Genomic DNA, 24,955 nt, shown 5'->3' on the forward strand with positions numbered 1-24,955 from the left:
TTACTATCCTTTTTCATCAGTATGGAAAGAAATAATAAGGTAAGAACCCATTTTTATTTCTTACTCAATTTATAAGTGAAGTTATGGAACTAGTGCAATCTGCCAATAGAATTTGGCAATTTTTATAGAGAAATAGGCAGAATCTAGAATTATAAAATTCAGTTTAGGCGAACCTGTCGTTCGCCCAAACTTCAATGATTACAGTGTTACGCATTCATTTCTAAAACGATCTTTCCAATATGATCACCTTGTTCCATACATGCGTGAGCACTTTGTACATCTGAAAAAGCATACGTCTTATAGATTTGCGGTAAACATTTACCTTGAGCCAATAATGGCCACACATGCTCATGCAAAGATTGGGCAATCTGGGCTTTTTCTTGGCTATTACGTGCTCGCATCGTTGAGCCCGTAATTGTGGCACGCTTTAAAATCAGTTTTTGTAAATCAAATTCTTTTGCGATTCGTCCACCCATAAAACCAATAATGACCAGTCGGCCATCACGTTTTAATAGATTTAAATTTTTCGTGAAATAAGAACCACCTACAATATCTAAAATGACATCAACACCTTGATCTTGAGTGTGCTTCAAAACTTCCTGCTCAAAATCTTGGGTTTTATAGTTAATTGCTGTGGTGAAACTAGAGAGTACTTCAACTTTATCTTCACTACCAACCGTAGCAAAAGTTTTAATCCCTAAAGCTTGGCAAATCGCTAAAGCTGTGGTTCCAATACCACTTGCCCCACCGTGGATCAATGCAGTTTCATCTTTCTTTAAACGGCCAATATCAAATAGATTTGCCCAAACTGTAAAAAATGTTTCTGGAATCGCAGCAGCTTGAGTAAATGATAAATTTTCAGGTATTGGTAATACTTGAGTTGCAGTTACCGCACAATATTCTGCATAACCGCCGCCATTTGTTAGGGCGCAAACTTTATCGCCAATCTTGAATTGATCCACTTGGTCACCTACAGCGACCACAACACCAGCGACTTCAAGTCCGGGTATTTGAGTAACACCTTTAGGCATTGGATATAAACCCATACGCTGCAATACATCAGGGCGGTTAATTCCAGCAGCCTTTACCTCAATTAAGACTTCATCTGCTTGAGGTGCCGGAATATTAGCATCTTGAACTTTTAGAACCTCAGGTCCACCCGGAGCCGTAATTTCAATAATTTTCATGGTTGTTGGAAGGGTCATAAAATGCTCCATGTTTGATTTATATCTAAAAATACTAATCTACGTTAAATAATTGAGGACTTGGGTGGAACTCCAAACAGTCGCTTAAATTCTCGGCTAAATTGAGAAGCACTGACATAACCAACTTCATAGGCTGCTTCTGCTACACCCATTTTATTGTTCATGATTAACTCACGTGCCTTATGTAACCGAGTAATTTTGATGTACTGTAAGGGCGAATAATTCGTCACCTTTTTAAAAGTTTGATAAAAAAGCGATATGCTCATGCCCGCTTGTTTCGCCAACTCTTGAACCGTTAAGTTATGATAATAATCACGTTGAATAATTTCACAAATGGTGTAAATCACGCCATTTCGACTTGCCATAGCCGATAAGCTCTCGACTAGATTGCCACCTGAAGCCTGCACCACACGATAAACCAATTCTCTTTTAACTTGCTCACCCAATATAAAAGTATCTTGTTTAGAACGAAGTAAATTGAGTAACCTGAGAGCAACCTCTGAAATGGTCGCATTCATGTCAATCACTCTAAGCCCACAACTCAATTTTAAATCTTCTGAATGAGTATCTTCAGTAACCACTTGTTGCTGTTTATCCATTTTAGTAATGAGATCAGCCATCATTTGTGGTTCAAACTTTATTGCGATTGCCAACATGGGTTCATTATTTTCAACAACAGTATCGCAATCAAACGGTATTGCAATTGAGATAAATAAACACTGACCTTGTTGAAACTGAAAGATTTCTTTACCAATATATCCGCGCTTTAACCCCTGTATCACTAAAACAATTGAGGGTTCTTGCAGCACGGCAATAGGTGGTGTGGAATGATCTACACGCATTAAAGTGATATTAGAAATAAAAGTAGGATAGAGGCCTTCTGCTGGAGCCAAGTGCAAAAATGCATCGACCAAATGTTCTGTAAGATGATTTTGCGGCATAGTTTTATTGTGAGAGATAATCTAATAATCAATATAACAATGAACTTAAAATGAAAACATCTGTCTTGCGTTTACTTTGTATAAATAGGCAACTCAAATCAATTTTTAGGCATAAAAAAACCTAGAGCATTCTAGGTTTTTTTCAATTTATAAGATTATTTAAGCCGATAAATTAAAGAACATTGCTGCAATCAAAATAATTACACCAAGTACAATTCGGTACCAAGCAAATACACGTAACGTGTGACGCTCAACAAACAGTACCAATGCTTTTACAACAAACAGCGCGGCAATAAAAGCAGCAACGAAACCTACCCCAATATTAATCATATTGTCTGAGGTAAGTACGTCAGCATTTTTAATCAAGTCAAAAGTCGCAGCACCCAACATGGTCGGCATTGCAAGGAAGAAAGAGAACTCTGTAGCCGCTTTGCGTGATAAACCTGCAAACATTCCGCCTACAATTGTTGCGCCTGAACGTGAAGTTCCCGGAATCATCGCCACACACTGAGCAAGACCTACTAAAAGCGCTTGTTTAAAAGTAATTTTAGTTGCATCTAGGGTCTTATGTTCAAACTGTCTAGATTCAACCCAAAAAATGATCAGGGCACCAACAATTAAGGCAATCGCAACTACAATTGGGCTGAATAGAACACTCTTAATGAAGTCGACAGCTAGAACACCAATAATGACTGCTGGAAAGAATGCAATAAGCACACTAATCGCAAAATGACGTGACTCCACATCACCGCTAAAGAATCCCTTAATCAAGTTAATAATTTTTTGTCGGTATAACCAGCACACTGCCAAAATAGCACCTAACTGGATTACGACCTCAAATACACGACCGCCGTCTGAGTGGAAATCGATAATATGACCAAATAAAATTAAATGGCCTGTACTCGAGATAGGTAAAAATTCAGTTAAGCCTTCGACAAAGCCTAAAAACAGTGCTTTTATAACTTCAAAATTTTCCATAACTTGCTCAAAGAAAGTTAATCATTAGAACGACCTAAAATTTGTTTTATCGAAATTGGTAAGTCCCAAATTAGACTTAACACAAGTTCAATATCAGATCATTTCTAACGTTTGTGGTTATTGCCCCTAGTTAAAGGCAGTTTATTTAAAGTGCGATAATGTATCACATCATGATGACAAACTTGGGTTAACTATCGTAAAAAGATAAAACTTGGTTAAGAACTGCCAAAGTTTTTCTTGTTATAGACAAAGCTTTTTACCTTAACTTACTCTACAAAATGATCTTAAAAAGTCCTTAAAAAAACATGATATTATTCTGATCAAATGCAACTCATATCAAAAATTCAGTCTGAATGAAAAATACCAAAATTAATGCACGCCATCTCATTATCGATTTATTTCTTTCCTCTGCTTATCCTCAGCTCACCATTAAACAAATATTGATTGCCGCTAAACTTTTTAATATGAGTGACAACGGTATTCGTGTGGCTACAACGCGGCTATTAAATGAAGGCATGATAGAAAGTGTCGAACGCGGTATTTATCAACTTTCGCCATCAACCAAAGAATGGGCAAAAGTCATTTTGAATCGTAAAAATGGCATTAAGCAGACTAAAGAATGGCAACAACACTATCTGGCAGTATTTACGGGGACATTAGGTCGTATTGATCGAACCGCTTTAAAAAAGAGAGAACACGCTTTACGTCAATTTGGTTTTAGAGAACTCGAAACTGGAATTTATATACGCCCAGATAATTTAGCGTATAGCTTTGAAAAAACATGTGAAGAGCTCATTTTAGCGGGTCTTGAAAATGAAGCTAAAATTTCTATTATTCAAAAATTTGACGCAAAAACAGTTTCGTTAATTCATTCTTTGTGGGATACCAAACAGCTTGAAAAGAACTATGAAATGTATAGTCAAGATATTCAAGAATGGTTTTTAAAATATAAAAATCTATCCTTAAATGAGGCTGCTACCCAAGCTTTGTTATTAGGACGTGAAACAATTACCTTACTCATGAATGATCCTCTACTGCCTTCTCCATTTGTTGATGAACATGCCCGCAATCAGTTTGCTCAAAATGTACAGCAGCTCGATTCGATTGGACAAAAGCTATGGCAGAAACTTTATGAAAATGAATTAGCCCACTAAAGGGCGATTTATTTTTTTACAAACAAATATTTCACTTTTTAAAATTTTATGATTATATTTGTAATATAAAATATGAATGCCAAAATCTGATTTGGGAGAATAAAAATGAATGCACAAGTGAGTGTGACCGATCTATTTAGCAGAGAAGAAATACAAGAACTCACACAACCCTCAGACATATACGGTGCTTGGGCTGTTGCAAGTACGTGGGCTGTTATTGGCGGAACATTTGCAAGCTTAATCATGATGTGGGATTACTTACCTAGCTGGGGCAAATTACTTGCTTGTATGCTAGCTTTGGCCATATTGGCGGGGCGCCAGTTATGTCTAGCAATTTTGATGCATGATGCATCTCATAAAAGCTTATTCAAAAATAAGAAAATAAATGACTTTGTAGGTGAATGGCTATGCGCCCGTCCAATCTGGAATGATTTACAAAAATACCGCGTACATCATGTCCGTCATCATGCAAAAACCTCTACTCCAGATGACCCCGATCTTTCGTTAGTTTCTGGTTTTCCTGTAAATAAAAAATCGCTTACTCGTAAATTTTTACGCGACTTAACGGGTATGACGGGATTAAAGTTTAGCTTTGGTCGAGTGTTAATGGATCTAGATCTAATGAAATGGACTGTTGCCAATGATCAAGTCTGGTTAGATCGAAGCAATAAAGATTTCGTTGACTATGCCAAAAGTCTTATAAAAAACAGTAGTGGTGCCATTGCTACCAATGTTGCTCTTTATGGTGTTTTAAAAGCTTTTGGTCAGCAACGGTTTTATTGGTTATGGCCTTTAGCGTATTTGACACCGTTTCCATTATTTTTAAGAATTCGCTCAATGGCCGAACATGCAGGGATGCAAACGAGTAATACCGCTTTAACTAATACCCGTACTACACGTGCAGGTTGGATTGCTAGAAGTTTTGTAGCGCCTATTCATGTCAATTACCACATGGAACACCATTTAATGGCTTCGGTCCCCTACTTTAAACTGCCACGTATGCATCGTCTATTGAGAGAGCGCGGCCATGTTCCAGCACCACCTAGCTATTTTGAAGTGATTGAATCACTCTCATCTAAGCCAGAACAATCTACTTAATTGACTTAAATAATAAATGAAAAGCCACGAATTTAAATTTGTGGCCCTTTAATTTGAATCCGTCATTTTATGCTGGGTTTGGAAATATTTAGGCGTTACTCCCATCCAGCGCTTAAATGCACGGGTGAAGTGAGAAGTCTCGGCATAACCTAGCATTAAAGCGACTTTTTCGATCGACATGTTATTTTGAGTTAAAAGTTTCTGGGCATGCTCCTTTTTCAGTGAGTCAACCAAAAGTGTAAAACTAGTATCATCAAGAGCTAAATAGCGTTGCAAAGTTCGCTCTGACATATTTAAGATATGAGCCACTTGCCCAACTTTTAACGCCTCAATATTCCCATTCATAAGCAATTTTTCGGCAACTTGTTTGACTTGTCCTTTCCAACTACTTTTTAAGTTTAATTTCTCTATATCCCGCTTACATTGCGCATTTAACAACGGCGCTAGCATTGGGTCTGCCGTTAATACTGGTTGTGCTAAATACTCTTTTGGAAATATCCAACGATTACGCTTTTGGTTAAATAAACAAGTTACAGCCAGTTGATGACTGATTTGGTCAAAACCTATCGGCTCTGGCATTTGTAATTCAACTTTTCCCAAATGAGAAAGCCCTGTTAATTTTTTCGCAATTTGAACAAAACCGACTAACAAAAAAATGTTGGCATTTGGGCTCAGCTGAAATGTATTGACTGGCTGATGAATTGACCAACATGCATCATTATTTTCTTGTTTTAATTCTGGTTTAAAAACCTTACAACGTGAACCAATGAATTGTTCAAGTATTTTCAGTGCTTCTCCTAAATTTGGAGAAACTATGGCAGCCATTCCGACTGAACCATAACATGAAGCCGTCATGCTTAAAGCTAAATATCCTGCTAGTGCTGGCTCTTTGCATAACTCGATCGCCCGCTCAATAAGCTGATTTAAGATGTTGAACTCAACATACCAGTAAGGCTTTTCTAATTGGTCTAAGGTTATTCCACTTCCATTTAAATGCTGCTCACCAGAGACACCCCACCGCTTAACAGTCTCAACGATTAAATTAATATAAGTTCCGGGTAATTCTGGATTCATGAGCAACCCATATGAGCAAAATAAAATGGCGCGAAATGGTAAAAACTGTCAGTTCATGAACTATGCCATGCTTTTAAATTGATGCATAGTTATTCAAAACAAAATCCGCTGAATTGCACTAGACAGCACAATTTCTGAAAAGAACACAGGTCGCCTTATGAACATTCTGATTGTCCATGCCCATCCAGAACCACAGTCTTTTACTGCTGCTCTAAAAAGTAAAGCCAAACAAACCTTAGAAAAATTGGGGCACAGCGTAGAAGTTTCAGATTTATATCAGATGCAATTTAACCCTATTGCATCCCAAGAGGATTTCTTAGAGCTTAATCAGCCTGAATATTTTAACTATGCACTAGAACAAAGAAATGCCAGCAAAAATCAGCTTCTAGCTCCAGATATTCAAGCAGAAATTGAAAAGGTAAAAAAAGCTGATCTCGTCATTTTAAATTTCCCACTTTATTGGACATCTGTGCCAGCAATTTTAAAAGGCTGGATTGATCGTGTGTTTGTATCTGGGCTTTTTTATGGGGGTAAGCGGTTTTACAACCATGGTGGCATGACAGGTAAAAAAGCGATGTTGTGTTTAACACTCGGTGGTAGAACACACATGTTTGGAGAAAACTCAATTCACGGACCAATCGAAAATTATTTATCGCCGATTCAACGTGGTACTTTGGCATATGCTGGTTTTGAAGTCTTACCTCCATTCATTGCTTACCATGTACCGTATATTAGCCAAGAAGCACGACAGACCCTTCTTGAAGACTATGTAATCTACCTTACTCATCTTGACCAGCTAGAGTCATTAAAATTTCCCAAACTTGAGCAATTTGATGAAAAACTATATCCACTCTAATGCTATGTTTTAGCTATGAAAGTTAAATAACCGAATTTAGATCATTATTTTCGGTTTTTTATTACACATAACTTTCAAATATAGAATCCAAATTCGCTCAAAAAATAGATCAAATGGTAAAAAAATTAAGGTAAACTTTTTCATAAAATGAATAATATAAAACTTAATCAATAATATACAGATGTAGAAAAACTGGACTTATCAACTAAAAATGACAACCAATACTCATTTCATAATCACTTAATTCATATTTTTACAAAAAAATCTTTGACCATTTTTCTTGGATTTGTGATAAAAATGTCATAAAAATAAAGGCCACCACTAATAGATAAAAAATATAAATATCAATTAATTAAATTAATTTAACAATACAAATACTCCTTCATATTTCATCCATTATTGACACTATTTGTATAAAAAATGAGTACTGCCCAGTTCATATAACAGATTTACTCTTATTGTAATTATGCTATTTTTGTTACATGGAGTTATCAAAGCTTCTATTACTTGTAATTAGGAGCTTTGAAGGCAACACAGTTTAAACGGTTTAACTCTGTTACTTTTAAAAAAATGTCTTGAAGTTCAAGGAAAGATTAAAATGAAATTAAAACATCTGAGCACTGCAATGATTTTAGCAACGCTGCCTGCAACTGGGGTTTTTGCAGCAGCATTGGATCGCTCTGGACAATCTATCTCTGCATTTTTGCAGCCTGGTAACTACTTTGAAGCAGGTATTTCTGTTTTAGATCCAGATGTAGCGGGTAAAGAAGCAGGCACAACTGCAACGCGTCGGAACATTGGCGATATGGGAGATGATTACTACTTCCCAAGTGCTGCATTAAAACTACAACTTACTGATAAATTTTCTTTTGGTTTACTTTACGATCAACCATTTGGAGCTGATGCACAATATTCTGGAAATAATGCTTTCGTAGCAAGCCCTTCAGATCCAATCCTTGGTAGTTTACCAATTACAACAGGTGCTTTAGGCGGAACTCAAGGTGGAACTTCTGTTGAAGTTGATAGCCAAAATATTTCAATGATTTTTGGTTTCCAGCCTACTGAAAACTTTAACTTTTATGGTGGTGGTGTATACCAAACGATTAAAGGAAATGTTCATTTAAGAGGTTCTGCATATAGTTTATATAATGGCTATGACGCTTCTATTCCTGAAGATGGAGCAGCTGGTTGGTTAGCAGGGGCCGCTTTCCAGATTCCAGAAATTGCACTTAAAGCGTCTATTACATATCGTTCAGAAATTGATCATAAAATTAATGCAGATGAAACTATCGCACTTGCAGACTCAATCACGGCAAATGCTGGGATGCTTGGATCAACTATTGGGCAATTAGTTGCTGCTGGTCAGTTAACTCCCGCTCAAGCAGGAGCGATCCAACAGACAATTGGTAAAGCTATTGCTGCGAACCAAGTAGAAGGTCAAACTAAAATTACTACACCTCAGTCTGTAAACCTTGATTTCCAGACAGGGATTATGGCAAATACAGTCGCATTTGCGAATGTACGCTGGGTGAATTGGAAAGATTTCGCGATTCGTCCGTATAAATTTGGCAAAGTATCAGAAGCTGTAGGTGGACTTATTGGGCGTCCGAACGGCTTTAACTTAGTTGAATATTCTGATGACCAATGGTCTGTGAACGCTGGTGTGGGCCGTAAACTTAATGATAAATGGGCTGGTAACGTTTCTGTAGGTTGGGACTCTGGTGCAGGTAACCCTGTAACTACTTTAGGTCCAACTGAAGGTTACTGGAACGTAGGTTTAGGTGTTCAATACAGCCCTACCCCACAAACGTTTATTGCTGGCGGCGTAAAATATTTCTGGTTGGGTGATGCTAAAGCTCAAACTGGCGCACAAGCTGGTAGTGATCAATATGTTGCAGACTTCTCTGACAACAATGCCATCGCTTATGGTTTAAAACTTGGTTATAAATTCTAAGTTTTAAAACTGATTTATATAAAAAAGGCGCTTAAAGCGCCTTTTTTATTATTTATTCTTAAGCTGGGATTGTACGCTGTGAAACTGAACGGATTGCTTCTTTTAATGCATCATATCCGTGAATAGCTGGAAACTGAGGAAACTCAGCAATCACATTTTCTGGTGCATCAAACAAGAAACCATGGTCCGCTTCACCAAGCATGGTTGTATCGTTATACGAATCACCTGCAGCGATTACACGGAAATTCAAGCCATGCAGTGCTTTAACAGACTCACGTTTTTGATCTGGTTGACGTAGTTTATAAGCGGTAATCATGCCTTCTTCATCTGTCTCTAACTTATGACAGAAAATCGTTGGCCACCCTAATTGCTTCATTAAAGGATGCGCAAATTCATAGAAGGTATCTGATAAGATCACGAGTTGGAAATGCGTACTCACCCATTCAACAAACTCTTTTGCACCTGGTAATGGCCCCATCTCAGCAATAACTTCTTGAATGTCATTTAAGCCTAAACCGTGTTGTTTTAAGATATTAAGGCGCTGAGTCATTAAAACATCATAATCCGGAATATCACGAGTTGTTGCTTCGAGTTCTTTAATCCCTGTTTTTTTAGCGAAATTGATCCAGATTTCAGGAACTAAAACCCCTTCAAGATCTAGGCATACGATTTCCATGAATGCTTCCAACGTTGGTTAAAAATTGCTGTATCATACCATTAAGATTTTCAGTTTTGCGTTGTTATTGATCAAATCAATTTTATTCATAAGGATCGAAATTAAAGTGCTAAGCACTTTATCAACTATCCTTTAGAATATTTTTCATAACTCAATGCGCCCAAGCCTTTTGCCAGGAACACACATGACCGTTATTCCGACTATTGATATCGTAGATGCTCTTGCTGCTGAATATGCAACCAAAAGCCCTCGAGAAATTTTAGAACTTGCCTTAAGCCAACAAGGTGAAATTGCAATTTCATTTTCGGGAGCAGAAGATGTTGTGTTAATTGATATTGCTTCACGCTTAGGCAAACCTTTCCGTGTATTTAGTCTCGATACGGGCCGCCTGCATGCCGAAACTTATCAATTTATTGAAACTGTCCGTAAACACTACAATATCAATATCGAAATTTGTTTCCCTGAATCTGAAGCTGTTCAAAACATGGTAAACGAAAAAGGTTTATTCAGCTTTTTTACAGATGGGCATCAAGAATGTTGCGGTATTCGAAAAGTTCAGCCTTTGCGTAAAAAACTTGCGACTTTAGATGGCTGGATTACGGGTCAACGCAAAGATCAAAGTCCTGGTACACGTACAGAAATTCCGGTAGTACAAGCTGATGCAGGTTTCTCGGGTCCAGGTAAGCAACTTATTAAATATAATCCTCTAGCGAACTGGACAAGTGCTGAGGTATGGAGCTACATCCGTATGATGGAAATTCCATATAACCCTCTTCATGAGCGCGGTTTTGTTTCTATTGGCTGTGAACCATGTACGCGACCTGTATTACCAAATCAACATGAGCGTGAAGGACGCTGGTGGTGGGAAGAAGCCACTCAAAAAGAGTGTGGCTTACACGCTGGTAATATGAAAAAGTAATTGGATATCAAAAAACCACTGGCAAATCAGTGGTTTTTTTTATGTCATGTTCCGTACACAAAGTCATATTTTCTCTACTCTAAACGCTATATACTTAATTTTACGGTTCTATAATTCTAATATGAGCTCATATAAGGGCTTCTTAGAAAAATGCATGAGGCACAATGATTTATGCGTCCATTACACCCAATTGATTTCATTTTTCTGTCACTTGAAAAAAGACAGCAACCCATGCATGTCGGTGGATTATTTTTATTTGAAATTCCTGAAAATGCACCAGAAACCTTTGTACATGATTTAGTAGAAGATATTAAACGCTCAAAGAGCATTCCTATTCCGCCCTTCAATAACCGTTTAAGTGGTCTATTTTGGGATGAAGATGAAGAGTTCGATATCGATCATCACTTTCGCCACATTGCTTTGCCTCACCCGGGCCGTATTCGTGAACTACTGGTTTATATTTCACAGCAGCATAGTTCACTAATTGATCGTGCAAAGCCACTTTGGACTTGTGACATTATTGAAGGAATCGAAGGCAATCGTTTTGCCATGTATTTTAAAATCCATCATGCCATGGTAGATGGTGTTGCGGGTATGCGTTTGATCGAGAAATCTCTATCAAAAACACCAGAAGAGAAACATGTTGTTCCTTTATGGTGTGTTGAGAGCAAAAGAGCTAAGCGTCTAAAAGTACCAACTCCAAGTACTAGTAAAATTAAGAGTATTTTAGGCGGTATTAAATCTCAACTCGACATAGCTCCAAAAGTCATGCACGAGCTATCTCAGACTATATTTAAAGAAATGGGTAAAAATCCTGATTATGTTTCTACTTTTCAGGCACCAGTTTCTATTTTGAACCAAAGAGTCAGTGCTTCACGTCGTTTTGCGGCCCAATCATTTGAATTAAGCCGCCTTAGAAAAATATCAAAAGCATTAGGCGTGACGATTAATGATGTTGTCCTAGCTGTATGTTCAGGCGCTTTACGTGAATATTTGATTAGCCAAAACAGCTTACCTAAAAAGCCACTTATTGCCATGGTTCCAGCTTCATTACGTACAGATGTTTCTGACATGAGTAATCGAATTACCATGATTTTGGCAAATCTAGGGACGCACAAAGATCAACCGTTAGAACGTCTAGAAATCATTCGCCGTAGCATGCAGAATTCAAAGCAACGCTTTAGCCGTATGACTGCGAATGAAATTTTAAACTATAGTGCAGTTGTTTATGGTCCGGCAGGATTAAACATCATGTCAGGAATGCTTCCTAAGCGTCAGGCGTTCAATTTAGTGATTTCCAATGTACCAGGACCACGTGAGCCGCTTTATTGGAATGGCGCGAAATTAGATGCGCTCTACCCTGCTTCAATTGTCATGGATGGACAAGCTCTAAACATTACCATGACCAGTTATTTAGATAAGCTTGAAGTTGGATTAACAGCTTGTCGAAATGCTTTGCCGAAAATGCAAAACCTTTTGACTCATTTAGAAGATGAGATTCAACGTTTTGAAGAAATTATTGCAGAGAAACAGCTGAAACACCATTCAGCAAGTTAGAAAATTAAGGGGCTTTGAATTGGCCCCTTATTTTTTGATTGTGCGGCACTGGTTAAGCAACTGATGACATACTGAACGAATCATTGCAGTTGTAATCGGTACTTCTTTACCTTGGTCATTCAACATATAGCAGCTATTTACTGGCGTGCTTTCTAAAACATGTTTAAGACCGTTGCTAATTAAGTTTTCACTTACATTCATGGGTTATACCTCTTATTGTTTGCTAAGACGTTTAATAGGGAGAACGTCTAGGGCTACTGTATGTAAGTAGTATTTAAAATTCATGAATGAAAGTAAAATTTCAGTTGTAACAAGGATTAAGCGATATCTTGTTACAACTTTAACTTAAAATGATATCGTATTGCTCTTGCGTATATAAATTTTCGACCTGAAATTTAATAACACGGTTAATAAAATGCTCTAAATCGGCTACTGCTGGTGCTTCTGCTGTTAATAATCGGTCAATCACAGAAGGATGGGCAACAACAGTAAAGCCACTCGTTGACTCAAACGCGCGGGTATATCGTAATATCTCACGAAATATTTCGTAACACACTGTCTCCGCTGTTTTGACAAAACCCCGCCCTTGGCATGTTGGACATGATTCACATAACAAGTGTTCTAATGATTCACGAGTTCGTTTACGCGTCATTTCGACCAGACCAAGTTCTGACACTTGAGTAATTTTGGTCTTCGCGTGATCTCGCTCAAGCATTTTCTCAAACTGACGCATCACCTCTTCACGGTGAGTTGCTTCTTGCATGTCAATAAAATCAATAATGAGAATCCCCCCCAAATTACGCAGTCTAAGTTGACGCGCGATAACCTGAGTAGCCTCCATATTGGTTTTAAAAACCGTGTCTTCAAGACTACGACCGCCTACATATGAACCTGTATTAACGTCAATCGTTGTCATGGCTTCAGTCTGGTCGATCATTAGATAACCGCCTGACTTCAAAGCTACGCGAGTTTGTAAGGCTTTTTGAATATCTTCTTCAACATTATAAAGATCAAATAGTGGTCGCTCTCCCGGATAATGGATGAGACGACTCTTCATATTCGGGACAAACTCATCTACAAACTCAAGCAGTTTTGCGTGAATCTCTCGCGAATCTACATAAATCTTTGCAGTTTCTTCGCTTGCTAAGTCACGAATAATACGTTGAGGTAATGGAAGTTCTTCAAAAATTAAAGAAGGAACAGCAACGTCAGTCTGCTTACGCTGAATGTACTCCCACAATTTGCTCAGATAGCACATGTCCTGAGCAATTTCTGCCTCATCCACACCTTCTGCAGCTGTACGGACAATCACGCTACCGGGTAAATTATGCTCAGATTGAATACCTTCAATAATATTACGCAGACGATCTCGCTCTTCTTCAGACTCAATACGCTGCGAAACACCAATATGATTGCCATATGGCATTAAAACCAAATAGCGAGAAGGGATTGAAAGATCTGTACTTAGACGTGCGCCTTTTGTGCCCAACATATCTTTCATTACTTGGACAGTAAGGGTTTGCCCAGGATGTAATAGCTCAAAGACATTCGGGGTAGGCTGTGAACGAGGCCAAACCATATCATTGATATGTAAAAAGGCTGTTCGAGATAAACCAATATCAACAAAGGCAGCTTGCATGCCCGGAAGCACTCGTACAACTTTACCCTTGTAGATATTGCCGACTAGACCGCGTTTAACTGTACGCTCGATATACAGTTCATTAACAGTTCCATTTTCGATTAATGCCCCCCGACACTCCATAGGCGTGACATTAATAAGTAGTTCTTCTGACATACATAAACTCAAAGCATTATAAAATTTTTATTAAAGAGTCAGAGAAGCTGTTAACTTTAACGTTGTCTAGTGTTCATCGACAATGCTATTCAATGAAGAATGATAACAACCCCTTATGTCTTTACTCTTTTGAATAACTGTGCAAATTCGTATAAAGGAAGTCCTACCACATTACTATAACTTCCTTGAATTTGGGGAATATATTGCGAGGCAATTCCTTGAATTGCATATCCACCCGCTTTTCCAACAGGCTCACCCGTGGTCCAATAATCTTCCATATCCTGTGTAGTCAGGTGCTGAAACTCAACTTGTGTTTGCACTACCTGACTTAACATCTGTTGTTGAGTCGCAACGCACAGTCCAGAAAACACATCATGCCAACGTCCAGATAATTGTTTCCAGATTTCAAAGGCATGATTTTTCGATTCAGGCTTACCAATAATTTGACCATCAAGTCCCAGACTTGTATCGGCAGCAATAACAATTGCTTCTGGTAAAAGCTTCAATACAGTCTGAGCTTTTTCTCTAGCCAACCGTTCAACATAATGATGAACCAGCTCATTTTCATGAACAGACTCATCAATGTCAGGACTATAGATTTCAAAATCTAAGCCTAGCTGTTGTAACAACTCCTTCCGACGAGGAGAGCTAGATGCTAAAACTATATGCGCCATTTTGCCAAACAATAATAGACGACCGGCCACGTGATGATACTTGTCATCAAAGGTTGCCAATGTCTAGCAATCGAAAAATGAATTCCACCCATCGTCTGTGTTACCCACATAAATGCTAAATGGGCAATAATGACCAGCGTTGCTATCGTCCATAAATTAACAAAAGTTAAAATACGGCGTTCCCGAATTAAAAAACGGGTAAGAAAAGTCACAATTACAAAACTTAAGGCATTGAGCCCTAAAGGCGCATCAAGCAGTAAGTCTGTAAAAATCCCCATCCCAAATGCAAACCAGACCCCACACCATGTTGGCTGACATACTACCCAAAATAGCATGATCATTAACATGAACAGTGGCCGCCATCCTGAAATATCATAAGATAGCGGATAAACCATGAGTACAGAACCCACAATAACGGAGAGAATAATTCCCCATAATGGGTCTTTACGCTTTTCTCGTTTAAGTTTAGCGATCGGCATACGGCTGCTCCTTCGCTAATGATTCAGAGAAAAGTACAACTACATGATGGCCTGTTGCTAATTGTGCTGATGGAGTTACATCAATTTCAGCAAACTCACCTGAATTATGGCGTTTTATTTTGGCCACTGTACCCACTGCGTAACCTGCTGGGAAATGTTCACCCAAGCCTGAGCTAAACACTTTATCACCCACCTGAATATTCGCACTGGTCGGGACATATTCCATTTTTAAACGGCCCAAATCACCTGTACCAGAAACAATCGCCCGCATTCCAGTACGCTCAAGACGTACCGACAGTGAATGTTCTTTATCTGATAACAACATCACACGTGAACTATGAGGGTATACATTAATAATCTGCCCCATAATCCCCTTATCATCCAGAACCGTTTGACCGACCTTTAGATGGTCCGTAGAGCCTCGGTTAATAATGATGATATGGCGTAATGGGTCTGCATCTGTCCCAATCACTTCGGCAATTTCCATACGACCATCAATAATTAACGGTGTATCAAGAAGGCCTCGTAAACGGGTATTTTCAGCTGACAGTTCAGAAAGCTTCTGTAAGCGGACTTGAGCTTGTAAAAGCTCAGCCTGCATCGCTGTATTTTCACGACGCAGTTGTGCTTCAGATTTTGTTTGTTGATTCAGCCATTCTCTCGACAGTACTGGATAACTGGCCAATGCATAAATTGGGTTATATGCAGCGTACAAGACATCCCTTGCTGGCTGAATTACATAAGGCATGCGCCAATCAAAGAACAGCACAACCAAGCATGTAATGACCGCAATAATGAACGAGCGGAAAGATGGCGGCTGTCTTGAAAAAATATTCGGTTGCACCGCCTAATCCTTAAACTTAACCGACGAAAAGCATGTCATGGTTCGGGTTGTCGAAGAATTCTAATACTTTACCACCACCACGGGTTACGCAAGTAAGAGGATCTTCAGCAACAACAACTGGTAAACCAGTTTCTTGAGCCAATAACTTGTCAAGGTTACGAAGTAGCGCACCACCACCTGTCAACACAATACCGCGCTCAGCAATATCAGAAGAAAGTTCAGGAGGAGTTTGCTCAAGAGCAGATTTCACAGCGCTTACAATGCTTTGTAATGGATCAGAAATGGCTTGAGTAATTTCGTCAGAAGTTACGGTAATTGCACGAGGCACACCTTCTGCAAGGTTACGGCCACGTACTTCGATTTCTAATGTTGTACCATCAGAAACAGCCATACCTACTTCTTTTTTAATAATTTCAGCAGTGGTTTCACCAATCACACAACCGTGAGCTTTACGAACATAATTGATGATTTGCTCATCAAAAACATCGCCGCCGATGCGTAAAGAGTCAGCATAGACACAACCTTGCAATGAAATAATTGCAATTTCTGTTGTACCGCCACCAACATCCACAACCATAGAACCACATGCTTGTTCAACTGGCATACCTGCGCCAATTGCTGCTGCCATAGGCTCTTCAATCAAACGAACATCACGGGCACCAGCATTAAATACTGCTTCGCGAATCGCACGACGCTCGACCAAAGTTGATTTACATGGTACACATACAACTACACGAGGTGCAGGTGGGAACAAACGTTTTTCGTGAACTTTACCAATAAACTGATTCAACATGGTTTCAGTCACTTCAAAATCCGCAATTACACCGTCTTTCATTGGACGAATTGCAGAAATATTCGCAGGCGTACGGCCCAGCATTTGCTTAGCATCTAGACCTACAGCAGCAACAATTTTTTGTGAACCACTGTGACGAATTGCCACAACTGTTGGTTCATTTAATATAATGCCGCGGCCTGGTGCATAAATAAGTGTATTTGCTGTACCTAAATCAATGGCTAGATCCGGCGAAAACAAGCCAATTAGTCGTTTTAGAATCACGGTTCGTTCTCAGTTAAACTTTCATGTGGATGCAAGGTGGCAACTTTAAACTAAATGTGATGATTTGAACAAGTCAATCGCTTATTATAACGCACGATATTTTGAAAATTTTTAATACTGATTAGGTGATGTTATGTCTACATCGGATGCACAGCATTCAGCAGATTTAAATGCACAAACAGTTTCAGCAATCGCCAATCTTGCTCGATTGTCGCTCAATGATACGCAATCTGCTGAATATGCTCAAAGTCTAAATAAAATTTTAGGCATGATGGAAACCTTAAAAGGCATTGATACGGAAGGCGTAGAACCTTTGAAAAGTCCTTTTGACAATCCTCAACCTTTACGTGCTGATGTGGTAACTGAAAGCAATCATCGAGATGAATACCAAGCAGTTGCACCAGCAACTCAAGATGGTTTGTATCTTGTTCCTCGCGTGATTGAATAACTTTTACTCAATTAACCCATCTTCCCTATTTTGAATGTAAAGAAATTTTACTCATGACTGATTTACATCGCTTATCAATTCGTGAACTTGCTGAGGGCTTAAGCCAAGCGAAGTTTTCATCTCGCGAACTGACTGAACACTATTTAAAACGTATTGCTAAAATTGACCCACTGGTAAAAAGTTACGTGACGGTTACGCCTGAACAAGCTCTTGCCGAAGCCGACGCTGCCGATGCTGCATTAAAAGCGGGTAATGCAACCGCTTTAACGGGTATTCCTCTTGCGCATAAAGACATTTTCTGTACCAAAGGTATTAAAACTACTGCTGGTTCAAAAATACTAGACAACTTCATCTCTCCTTACGATGCAACTGTTGTTGAAAAAACAAAAGCAGCTGGTCTTGTCACTTTAGGTAAAGTGAACATGGACGAGTTTGCAATGGGTTCAACTTCTGAAAGCTCATATGTTGGGGCAACGAGCAACCCATGGGCACTCGACCACGTTCCTGGTGGTTCATCAGGTGGTTCTGCTGCGGCTGTAGCGGCTGATCTAGCTCCTTTTGCTACAGGTACTGATACAGGCGGCTCAATTCGCCAACCTGCGTCATTCTGTGGCTTAACGGGCTTAAAACCAACCTATGGTCGTGTATCTCGTTTCGGGATCATTGCTTATGCATCATCTTTAGACCAAGCGGGGCCAATGGCACGCTCTGCTGAAGACTGTGCTTACTTAATGAATGTAATTGCAGGTCACGATGCAAAAGACTCGACTTCGGTTAAAAAAGAAGTTGATGACTACGTTGCAAACTTAAACAACACATCTGTAAAAGGTCTACGCATTGGTATTCCTAAACAGTACTTTAACGTTGCAGGTTTAGATGCAGACGTAAAAGCTCGTGTTGAAGAATCATTGAAAAAACTTGAAGAAATGGGTGCAACACTTGTTGAGATCGATCTCAACATGACTGAAGCTTACGTACCAACGTATTACCTCATCGCGCCAGCAGAAGCGTCTTCTAACCTGTCTCGTTATGACGGTGTTCGCTATGGCTATCGCTGTGAAAACCCTGCTGATTTGATGGATCTTTACAAACGCTCTCGTTCAGAAGGTTTTGGTCCAGAAGTTCAACGTCGTATTCTCATTGGTACTTATGCGCTTTCTGCGGGTTATTACGATGCTTACTATGTGAAAGCACAAAAAGTACGTCGTTTAATTCAACAAGACTTCTTAAAAGCATTTGAAAATGTAGATGTGATTGCGGCTCCTGCTGCTCCAACAACTGCATATAAAATTGGTGCGAACTTAAGCCCAACAGAAATGTATTTAGGCGATATTTATACACTTGCAGTGAACTTGGCAGGCTTACCAGCGATTAATGCTCCTGTTGGTTTTGATAAAGACAGCTTACCTGTAGGCTTACAGTTGATTGGTAACTATTGGTCAGAATCACAATTATTGTCGATCGTTCATCAATACCAACAAAACACCGATTTCCATACTCAACGTGCGGCAATTGCTGAGGAGAACGCATAATGGCTGAAGCTCAAAAGTTGAAATTGATTGACGGTTGGGAAGTCGTTATTGGTATCGAGATTCACACTCAGCTTGCAACCAATTCTAAAATTTTCTCTGGTTCATCGACTGAATTTGGTCAAGACCCAAACACGCAAGCGAGCCTTGTGGACTTGGCAATGCCGGGTGTACTTCCAGTTTTGAATGAAAAAGTGGTTGATCTTGCAATTCGCTTCGGTCTTGGAATTGATGCTTACATCGACCAAGCATCAGTATTTGCACGTAAAAACTACTTCTACCCTGACTCGCCAAAAGGCTACCAAATTAGCCAAATGGATAACCCAATTGTGGGCTTAGGGCACATCGACATTCAGCTTGAAGATGGTACGACTAAACGCATTGGCGTAACTCGTGCTCACCTTGAAGAAGATGCTGGTAAATCCGTACACGACCAATTTGAAGGTATGTCTGGCATTGACTTAAACCGTGCTGGTACACCTTTACTTGAAATCGTTTCTGAACCAGACATGCGTTCAGTTGAAGAAGCTGTTGCTTACATTAAAGCGATTCACACATTAGTACGTTGGTTAGGTATTTCTGACGGTAACATGGCAGAAGGTTCATTCCGTGCGGACTGTAACGTATCTTTACGTCGTCCGGGCCAACCTTTTGGTACGCGCTGTGAACTTAAAAACCTCAATTCATTCCGTTTCATTGAGCAAGCGATCAATGTTGAAATTGAACGCCAAATGGAAATTTTGGAATACGGCGGAAGTATCGACCAAGAAACTCGTTTGTTCGATCCAAACAAAATGGAAACGCGTTCAATGCGTTCTAAAGAAGAAGCGAACGATTACCGCTACTTCCCAGATCCAGATTTGTTACCAGTGATTATTGCAGATGAGCAAATCGAAGCTGCTCGCGCTGCACTTCCAGAGCTTCCTGCCGCACGTCGTGCACGCTTTATCGCAGACTTTGGTGTAACTGAGTACGATGCACATGTACTTACGCTCTCACGCGAAATGGCAGACTTTTATGAAGCTGTTGTGGCTGCTGCTGGCGGTGCGAAGCAAGGTAAAGTGTCTGCAAACTGGGTAATGGGCGAATTCTCAGGTGCTTTAAACAAAGCAGGCCTAGATTTGGCTGACTCACCTGTTTCTGCTGAACAGCTTGGCGGTATGATTGCTCGTATTGTTGACAACACCATTAGCGGTAAGATTGCTAAACAAGTCTTTGGCTTTATGTGGGAATCGGAAGGTAAATCTGCCGACGACATTATTGCGGAAAAAGGCTTAAAGCAAGAAACCGACACTGGTGCAATTGAAGCAATCATTAAAGAGGTACTTGCAGCCAATGAAAAAATGGTTGAAGAGTACAAGTCTGGTAAAGAGAAAGCCTTTAACGGTCTTGTTGGTCAAGTCATGAAAGCTTCTAAGGGTAAAGCAAACCCTGCTCAAGTAAATGAATTAATGAAAAAGTTAATTGGTTGACGATTGACTAATTAAATTCCTTTATGCGATAAAACCCTACCTAGTGTGGGGTTTTTTATATAGCCACAGGATTTAAAATTGAGCAAAGAAGAAATAAATTTCAAAAAATTATATATAGAGTCTTCAAGTGCAATTGCATTTATAGCAGTTATAGATGACAAAACAGAAAAAGAAGGGATCGGGACTGCTTTTCATGTTGGAGAGGGTATCTTCGTCACTGCAAGACATGTTGTAGAAGGAAAAGAGATAAAAGAAATAGCCACAACAAAGCGCATTATCGAAAATTATCAGGAAGGTAAATTTGAGGAGTTATCCGAAACTACTCGCAATCCATATTATTTTAAAATAATTGATGGACCACATTTCCCCAATGATAAAGAACTAGATATAGCCTTATTAAAAGTCGATTTATTAGGAGTTGACTTACCAGCACTTAATTTAGATGAAATGACTAGTTATCGCATTAATGATAACACCTACATCTTAGATGAAGTGTTGATAATAGGATATCCACCAATTCCGTTCACTATAGCTCCAATACAAATTACTTCAAAAGCTAGAGTAAATGCTGTTATTGACGTTCATCATTCACAACATCCACATCTTATTGTATCTGCTATAGCTAGAGGTGGATTCAGTGGAGGCCCTGTCTTAGCAAAAAGTGGGCAAGTTATAGGAATCGTTACGGAAAGTTTAATTATGAATGGAGAATCTACAGAATCTGGTTTTATGAGCATACTTTGTATTGAACCAGTTATTAAAGAACTAATTAATGTTTATAATTTTGACTTAGATGCACACAACATAAATTGGAATGCTTGGTGGGAGCCTTTGTATGCTGCAAAATTGAGTAATACGACCTCCCCGAATAATCAACTCAACCCTCGAATTTCAGATGCTGAAATATATTTATATGATGATGATAGAGATGTATTTGCAGAAATAAAATGCGATAACCCCCAAATTTTAGAAGAAGCTCTTATAGCTTTTAAAAAAATTTGTGAAATTGATATTGATGATGAAGATTCAGCTTCTACATTTAGACGTTTTTTTCCCGATGGCTCTGAATATACTTTACAAAAAGCTGCGTTAAGTGCTGTTCAAGTGTTTCTAGATGGTAATTATAAGTTAATTGGTCAAGTCCAACGCAAATTAAAAAAAATTGAATATGAAACAAGACCAACTGATACAAGTGAAGAGTTATTTTCTGATATTGATCTACCTTTTTAATGAGCTATAAACAAAGATTGAATTCCATGGTAAATTAAATAGGTAGTTGAAATTATACCCGCAGTAAAATAATTAAAAAACAATCAAAAAGAAAGACAGTTTAGCTATCACATTTTATAGTCGAAATACATTATTCAACAGTTCTAATCATAGGTAAAATCTATCTAAAAAATACTTAGACTGTTAAATCTTACAGATCAATAGTCTCTGCTTTTTTACTATCACTGTCCTCTTAATATACCCAACTTATTCCAAATCTCAGGCGTCAAAAACGTCGTCAACAATTTATTTAACTCGATATAGCGCAATGTGCCCTGCAACTGCTGTTTAACTGCGGGGTCTGTAACAATATCTCCATCAGTACTTCAGCCTAACTACTGAAAATCATTCTAACACCCTTAACCCCTTCAGCCTGAATCACATCTTTGGACAAAATTGATTGGCTAATTTCATTAGCTAACTCAATAAAAAAGCCTCGATTTATCGAGGCTTTTTTATATCACCTATGAATCACCCTTCGACTAAAGAATGCGCTTTTTTCTAAAGAATTACTCAGTGACTGTGCTAATTTAAATTAAGAATTGAAATCACTTATATTTTAAAAAGAGGGATAAATCATGTCTAAAAAGATTTTAATGTTGGTCGGTGACTATGCCGAAGACTATGAAACTATGGTTCCTTTTCAGTTCTTAACTGGTTTAGGTTATACAGTACATGCTGTTTGCCCGAATAAAAAGAACGGCGACCATATTGCGACTGCAATTCATGACTTTGAAGGTGAGCAAACTTATAGTGAAAAACGTGGCCACAACTTCGCGATTAACTATGATTTTAATGCCGTTAATACCGAAGATTATGTAGGTCTAGTTATTCCGGGTGGTCGTGCACCAGAGTATTTACGCATGAATGAACGTGTTGTCGAAATTGTACGTGAATTTGATAGAGTGAAAAAACCAATTGCAGCTGTATGTCACGGTGCTCAGTTACTCGCTGCAGCAGACATTTTAAAAGGCCACCTCTGTTCTGCTTATCCAGCATGTGCTGCCGAAGTAAAACTCGCAGGTGGGCAATACGCAGACCTTGCTGTAACTGATGCTGTTACAGATGGCCATTTAGTAACTGCACCAGCTTGGCCTGCACATCCAGCTTGGTTAGCTCAATTTGTAAAAGTATTAGGCGCTAAAATTACGATCTAAATAGCTCTATTCATTCCAATTAAAATAAAGCCTGCTATTTAATAGCAGGCTTTATTACTAAGGTAGAAAACTAGATTTTTTATCTTGTAATTCCCAGCTTATTCCAAATCTCTGGCGTTAAAAACGTTGTCACCAATTTATTTAAATCGATATAGCGCAATGTGCCCTGCAACTGTTGTTTAACGGCTGGGTCTTTAACAATATCTTCACCCGCACTTTGACCTAACTGTTGGAAAGCTTCTCCAACTGCCTTGACACCTTCTGCCTTAATCACAGCTTTAGTTTGAGCAGAACATTGCTCCACAATCACACGTTGTAAAACCTGAGCCAGTTTTTGGTCTAACTGGTCTTTTTGCTCAGGTGTTACATTACTAAATGCTTTTAAATCGGGATGAGCCGCTAAAGCTGTAAACGTCCATTGAAGCACCGTGGTTTTATCTGAAGCTGTTGTTGCTTTAACAAGACAATCACTAAGCTGATCGCCCGTTGGCCCCGCCATTGCAATTTGTGTTGTGCCCAGTACAGCCGCCGCCACACATATTGAACGGCTCAGATGTGAAAACTTACGGCGAGCAATAGCATAAAGATGACGTGACATAGGTCTAACTCCAATAAACAATCTGTTCTTTTTATCACAGGGTCACTAAAGTTACCTGTTATGACTCTGTAACCGCAAAATATTTACTTTACGACTGATTCAATGCGATCAAGCTCCCACACTCCACCTGCTGCCAAGCCTTTACACATACCTGTCCACATATCCTTAGTGTGTACAAAACTCTTGCCATCCCACACCCATTCTTCACTTGCCCAGCAGTCTCCAATGCCTCTTCCCTTTTGAGCACTACTGATAATACCGCTATCAAAATCTGAAGCAGACTCAGTCACAAACGCGGCCTTACCATTTAAGGATTCATCTAGCACCCAAGCGCCATATCCTTCGTTATAGGCGCCTCTCCAGCACAACGTAGTCGCCAGAACTTTCTTATTGGTTAGTTTATATAGCTCAATTTTCTGTGGTTCAGCTCTATCGCTATTACCGCCATAAACGCCTTCACAAAAGCCATCTTCTTTCGGATTCGGTTTAGCAGCCATCAAACTACGGTGTATTGCTTGGTACTGTTTACTTTTAGGCTGTAAAGTTAAATAAGGTTTGTTTGAAGTCTTAATACGTTTAACAAATAGTTTTGGCTCAGGCATAAGCACTTTGGTTTCATTGGCATTACCCTTTTTAACCAAAGCACCAACAGTTCCGATACGCTTCTGAAAATCATCCATTTTTAATAACACAGCGGTCATTCCAGCATCGGAAATTTTCCATTCATGCTGTGCATTTTTAAATACAATTTCAGTCTTCTGTTTAGATTGCTGTAGTACAGCATTGACTTGCGAGCTGTTCAGTTTACCCATAAGTGGTAACTCAGTACCATCTACACTCACAGCGCCTAAATCTTTGCCATTTATATAAAAATGAATATTTTTAAGCTGGTTTGCTGGCATGCTTTGTTCATAGTCTGACAAAGCAAATTCAATCTGCACAGGTTGTTTTGGGCCTGCTTTACGTGTTAATAAAATTGAAGCTGGGTTATCACCATTTTCTTCACTTTGATAGCCTGCGGCTTTACATGTACCCGTATTGCTACACGAGATTTCCCACTCTTGGTGTGAAAATGAAATACCTTTGATTTCTTGAGCAAAACTATAAGAGCTTATTACTGCCAAACAACCAATTGAAAGTATATTTTTCATTTTTTCATGTCTCTACACGTCTGTTTTATTATGAAGTTAACAATAGCGTTAAATTTTGAGTTACCGTCTA

Annotated in this window: 24 protein-coding genes and 1 pseudogene; 11 read left to right on the top strand and 14 right to left on the bottom strand. The window is 39.0% G+C overall.

Features of this window, described 5'->3' with window-relative positions:
- Positions 1-206: 206 nt before the first annotated feature.
- The 3 genes from J655_RS17830 to J655_RS17840 form a co-directional block, all read right to left on the bottom strand.
- Positions 207-1,217 (bottom strand): NAD(P)H-quinone oxidoreductase, encoded by a 1,011-nt coding sequence (locus tag J655_RS17830; protein ID WP_080973489.1) that lies wholly within the window; start codon positions 1,215-1,217, stop codon positions 207-209.
- 32 nt (positions 1,218-1,249) lie between these two features.
- Positions 1,250-2,146, bottom strand: coding sequence for an AraC family transcriptional regulator (locus J655_RS17835; protein ID WP_032006507.1), 897 nt, complete (start codon positions 2,144-2,146; stop codon positions 1,250-1,252).
- Between the two features lie 159 nt (positions 2,147-2,305).
- On the bottom strand, positions 2,306-3,124 hold the full coding sequence (locus tag J655_RS17840; protein ID WP_016143164.1) for an undecaprenyl-diphosphate phosphatase: 819 nt from the start codon (positions 3,122-3,124) through the stop codon (positions 2,306-2,308).
- A gap of 353 nt (positions 3,125-3,477) precedes the next feature.
- Here J655_RS17840 and J655_RS17845 point away from each other — a divergent pair, with 353 nt between their 5' ends.
- Both J655_RS17845 and J655_RS17850 read left to right on the top strand, forming a co-directional pair.
- Positions 3,478-4,278: a PaaX family transcriptional regulator C-terminal domain-containing protein gene (locus J655_RS17845; RefSeq protein ID WP_017482119.1), complete on the top strand. Its 801-nt coding sequence runs from the start codon at positions 3,478-3,480 to the stop codon at positions 4,276-4,278.
- Between the two features lie 105 nt (positions 4,279-4,383).
- On the top strand, positions 4,384-5,376 hold the full coding sequence (locus tag J655_RS17850) for a fatty acid desaturase family protein (RefSeq protein ID WP_032052735.1): 993 nt from the start codon (positions 4,384-4,386) through the stop codon (positions 5,374-5,376).
- 48 nt (positions 5,377-5,424) lie between these two features.
- Here J655_RS17850 and J655_RS17855 read toward each other — a convergent pair whose 3' ends face one another.
- On the bottom strand, positions 5,425-6,450 hold the full coding sequence (locus J655_RS17855; RefSeq protein WP_032052736.1) for an AraC family transcriptional regulator: 1,026 nt from the start codon (positions 6,448-6,450) through the stop codon (positions 5,425-5,427).
- Between the two features lie 157 nt (positions 6,451-6,607).
- Here J655_RS17855 and J655_RS17860 point away from each other — a divergent pair, with 157 nt between their 5' ends.
- Positions 6,608-7,306, top strand: a complete 699-nt coding sequence (locus J655_RS17860; RefSeq protein ID WP_017482122.1) for an NAD(P)H-dependent oxidoreductase — start codon at positions 6,608-6,610, stop codon at positions 7,304-7,306.
- Positions 7,307-7,904: 598 nt separating this feature from the next.
- A complete protein-coding gene (locus J655_RS17865; RefSeq protein WP_017482123.1) occupies positions 7,905-9,260 on the top strand; it encodes an outer membrane protein transport protein in 1,356 nt (451 codons plus the stop codon).
- A gap of 58 nt (positions 9,261-9,318) precedes the next feature.
- Here J655_RS17865 and thrH read toward each other — a convergent pair whose 3' ends face one another.
- On the bottom strand, positions 9,319-9,936 hold the full coding sequence (thrH, locus tag J655_RS17870) for a bifunctional phosphoserine phosphatase/homoserine phosphotransferase ThrH (protein ID WP_009389629.1): 618 nt from the start codon (positions 9,934-9,936) through the stop codon (positions 9,319-9,321).
- Between the two features lie 184 nt (positions 9,937-10,120).
- Between thrH and J655_RS17875 the strand changes: the two genes are divergently transcribed.
- Together J655_RS17875 and J655_RS17880 are read left to right on the top strand one after the other, a co-directional pair.
- The gene (locus J655_RS17875) at positions 10,121-10,855 is read left to right on the top strand and encodes a phosphoadenylyl-sulfate reductase (protein ID WP_005064416.1); all 735 of its coding nucleotides are present in this window, start codon (positions 10,121-10,123) and stop codon (positions 10,853-10,855) included.
- A 171-nt stretch (positions 10,856-11,026) separates the two neighbouring features.
- Complete coding sequence (locus J655_RS17880; RefSeq protein ID WP_032052737.1) at positions 11,027-12,412, top strand: WS/DGAT/MGAT family O-acyltransferase; 1,386 nt, start codon at positions 11,027-11,029, stop codon at positions 12,410-12,412.
- A 27-nt stretch (positions 12,413-12,439) separates the two neighbouring features.
- Here the strand turns inward: J655_RS17880 and J655_RS24700 are convergent, their stop codons facing one another.
- The 6 genes from J655_RS24700 to J655_RS17910 form a co-directional block, all read right to left on the bottom strand.
- Positions 12,440-12,613: a PA1571 family protein gene (locus tag J655_RS24700; protein ID WP_002116397.1), complete on the bottom strand. Its 174-nt coding sequence runs from the start codon at positions 12,611-12,613 to the stop codon at positions 12,440-12,442.
- Between the two features lie 139 nt (positions 12,614-12,752).
- Complete coding sequence (gene rng / locus J655_RS17890; protein ID WP_032052738.1) at positions 12,753-14,207, bottom strand: ribonuclease G; 1,455 nt, start codon at positions 14,205-14,207, stop codon at positions 12,753-12,755.
- Positions 14,208-14,320: 113 nt separating this feature from the next.
- A complete protein-coding gene (locus tag J655_RS17895) occupies positions 14,321-14,881 on the bottom strand; it encodes a Maf-like protein (protein WP_032052739.1) in 561 nt (186 codons plus the stop codon).
- Positions 14,869-15,360, bottom strand: coding sequence for a rod shape-determining protein MreD (mreD, locus tag J655_RS17900; protein WP_002116279.1), 492 nt, complete (start codon positions 15,358-15,360; stop codon positions 14,869-14,871). Before mreD ends, J655_RS17895 begins: the two co-directional genes overlap by 13 nt.
- The gene (mreC, locus tag J655_RS17905; protein ID WP_002116449.1) at positions 15,347-16,204 is read right to left on the bottom strand and encodes a rod shape-determining protein MreC; all 858 of its coding nucleotides are present in this window, start codon (positions 16,202-16,204) and stop codon (positions 15,347-15,349) included. Before mreC ends, mreD begins: the two co-directional genes overlap by 14 nt.
- 16 nt (positions 16,205-16,220) lie before the next feature.
- On the bottom strand, positions 16,221-17,261 hold the full coding sequence (locus J655_RS17910; RefSeq protein ID WP_000601379.1) for a rod shape-determining protein: 1,041 nt from the start codon (positions 17,259-17,261) through the stop codon (positions 16,221-16,223).
- 133 nt (positions 17,262-17,394) lie between these two features.
- Between J655_RS17910 and gatC the strand changes: the two genes are divergently transcribed.
- From gatC to J655_RS17930, 4 genes are all read left to right on the top strand, one after another.
- Positions 17,395-17,709: an Asp-tRNA(Asn)/Glu-tRNA(Gln) amidotransferase subunit GatC gene (gatC, locus tag J655_RS17915; RefSeq protein ID WP_000107699.1), complete on the top strand. Its 315-nt coding sequence runs from the start codon at positions 17,395-17,397 to the stop codon at positions 17,707-17,709.
- A gap of 53 nt (positions 17,710-17,762) precedes the next feature.
- The gene (gene gatA, locus J655_RS17920; protein ID WP_005072830.1) at positions 17,763-19,241 is read left to right on the top strand and encodes an Asp-tRNA(Asn)/Glu-tRNA(Gln) amidotransferase subunit GatA; all 1,479 of its coding nucleotides are present in this window, start codon (positions 17,763-17,765) and stop codon (positions 19,239-19,241) included.
- Positions 19,241-20,710, top strand: a complete 1,470-nt coding sequence (gatB, locus tag J655_RS17925; protein ID WP_000796643.1) for an Asp-tRNA(Asn)/Glu-tRNA(Gln) amidotransferase subunit GatB — start codon at positions 19,241-19,243, stop codon at positions 20,708-20,710. Before gatA ends, gatB begins: the two co-directional genes overlap by 1 nt.
- A gap of 78 nt (positions 20,711-20,788) precedes the next feature.
- Positions 20,789-21,940 (top strand): S1 family peptidase, encoded by a 1,152-nt coding sequence (locus J655_RS17930; RefSeq protein ID WP_049069102.1) that lies wholly within the window; start codon positions 20,789-20,791, stop codon positions 21,938-21,940.
- Between the two features lie 221 nt (positions 21,941-22,161).
- Here J655_RS17930 and J655_RS25570 read toward each other — a convergent pair.
- Positions 22,162-22,379 (bottom strand): annotated as a pseudogene (locus J655_RS25570) (hypothetical protein); the annotation flags it as partial.
- Between the two features lie 178 nt (positions 22,380-22,557).
- Between J655_RS25570 and J655_RS17935 the strand changes: the two are divergent.
- The gene (locus J655_RS17935) at positions 22,558-23,136 is read left to right on the top strand and encodes a DJ-1/PfpI family protein (RefSeq protein WP_032005965.1); all 579 of its coding nucleotides are present in this window, start codon (positions 22,558-22,560) and stop codon (positions 23,134-23,136) included.
- Positions 23,137-23,215: 79 nt separating this feature from the next.
- Here the strand turns inward: J655_RS17935 and J655_RS17940 are convergent, their stop codons facing one another.
- Positions 23,216-23,734 (bottom strand): hypothetical protein, encoded by a 519-nt coding sequence (locus J655_RS17940; protein WP_032052740.1) that lies wholly within the window; start codon positions 23,732-23,734, stop codon positions 23,216-23,218.
- A gap of 83 nt (positions 23,735-23,817) precedes the next feature.
- Positions 23,818-24,885: a DUF1176 domain-containing protein gene (locus J655_RS17945; RefSeq protein WP_032005969.1), complete on the bottom strand. Its 1,068-nt coding sequence runs from the start codon at positions 24,883-24,885 to the stop codon at positions 23,818-23,820.
- Positions 24,886-24,955: the final 70 nt, after the last annotated feature.

The sequence above is a fragment of the Acinetobacter sp. 1294243 genome (genome assembly GCF_000588015.1).
GTDB lineage: Bacteria > Pseudomonadota > Gammaproteobacteria > Pseudomonadales > Moraxellaceae > Acinetobacter > Acinetobacter pittii.

Bases quoted from the DNA above. Each gene is read 5' to 3' on its own strand.
- J655_RS17830 (WP_080973489.1), bottom strand. From the start codon at position 1,217: ATGGAGCATTTTATGACCCTTCCAACAACCATGAAAATTATTGAAATT.
- J655_RS17935 (WP_032005965.1), top strand. From the start codon at position 22,558: ATGTCTAAAAAGATTTTAATGTTGGTCGGTGACTATGCCGAAGACTAT.
- J655_RS17875 (WP_005064416.1), top strand. From the start codon at position 10,121: ATGACCGTTATTCCGACTATTGATATCGTAGATGCTCTTGCTGCTGAA.
- J655_RS17840 (WP_016143164.1), bottom strand. From the start codon at position 3,124: ATGGAAAATTTTGAAGTTATAAAAGCACTGTTTTTAGGCTTTGTCGAA.
- J655_RS17940 (WP_032052740.1), bottom strand. From the start codon at position 23,734: ATGTCACGTCATCTTTATGCTATTGCTCGCCGTAAGTTTTCACATCTG.
- J655_RS17945 (WP_032005969.1), bottom strand. From the start codon at position 24,885: ATGAAAAATATACTTTCAATTGGTTGTTTGGCAGTAATAAGCTCTTAT.
- J655_RS17835 (WP_032006507.1), bottom strand. From the start codon at position 2,146: ATGCCGCAAAATCATCTTACAGAACATTTGGTCGATGCATTTTTGCAC.
- mreD (WP_002116279.1), bottom strand. From the start codon at position 15,360: ATGCCGATCGCTAAACTTAAACGAGAAAAGCGTAAAGACCCATTATGG.
- gatB (WP_000796643.1), top strand. From the start codon at position 19,241: ATGGCTGAAGCTCAAAAGTTGAAATTGATTGACGGTTGGGAAGTCGTT.
- J655_RS17860 (WP_017482122.1), top strand. From the start codon at position 6,608: ATGAACATTCTGATTGTCCATGCCCATCCAGAACCACAGTCTTTTACT.
- J655_RS17895 (WP_032052739.1), bottom strand. From the start codon at position 14,881: ATGGCGCATATAGTTTTAGCATCTAGCTCTCCTCGTCGGAAGGAGTTG.
- J655_RS17855 (WP_032052736.1), bottom strand. From the start codon at position 6,450: ATGAATCCAGAATTACCCGGAACTTATATTAATTTAATCGTTGAGACT.
- rng (WP_032052738.1), bottom strand. From the start codon at position 14,207: ATGTCAGAAGAACTACTTATTAATGTCACGCCTATGGAGTGTCGGGGG.
- J655_RS17850 (WP_032052735.1), top strand. From the start codon at position 4,384: ATGAATGCACAAGTGAGTGTGACCGATCTATTTAGCAGAGAAGAAATA.
- J655_RS17865 (WP_017482123.1), top strand. From the start codon at position 7,905: ATGAAATTAAAACATCTGAGCACTGCAATGATTTTAGCAACGCTGCCT.
- gatA (WP_005072830.1), top strand. From the start codon at position 17,763: ATGACTGATTTACATCGCTTATCAATTCGTGAACTTGCTGAGGGCTTA.
- J655_RS17880 (WP_032052737.1), top strand. From the start codon at position 11,027: ATGCGTCCATTACACCCAATTGATTTCATTTTTCTGTCACTTGAAAAA.
- gatC (WP_000107699.1), top strand. From the start codon at position 17,395: ATGTCTACATCGGATGCACAGCATTCAGCAGATTTAAATGCACAAACA.
- J655_RS24700 (WP_002116397.1), bottom strand. From the start codon at position 12,613: ATGAATGTAAGTGAAAACTTAATTAGCAACGGTCTTAAACATGTTTTA.
- J655_RS17845 (WP_017482119.1), top strand. From the start codon at position 3,478: ATGAAAAATACCAAAATTAATGCACGCCATCTCATTATCGATTTATTT.
- thrH (WP_009389629.1), bottom strand. From the start codon at position 9,936: ATGGAAATCGTATGCCTAGATCTTGAAGGGGTTTTAGTTCCTGAAATC.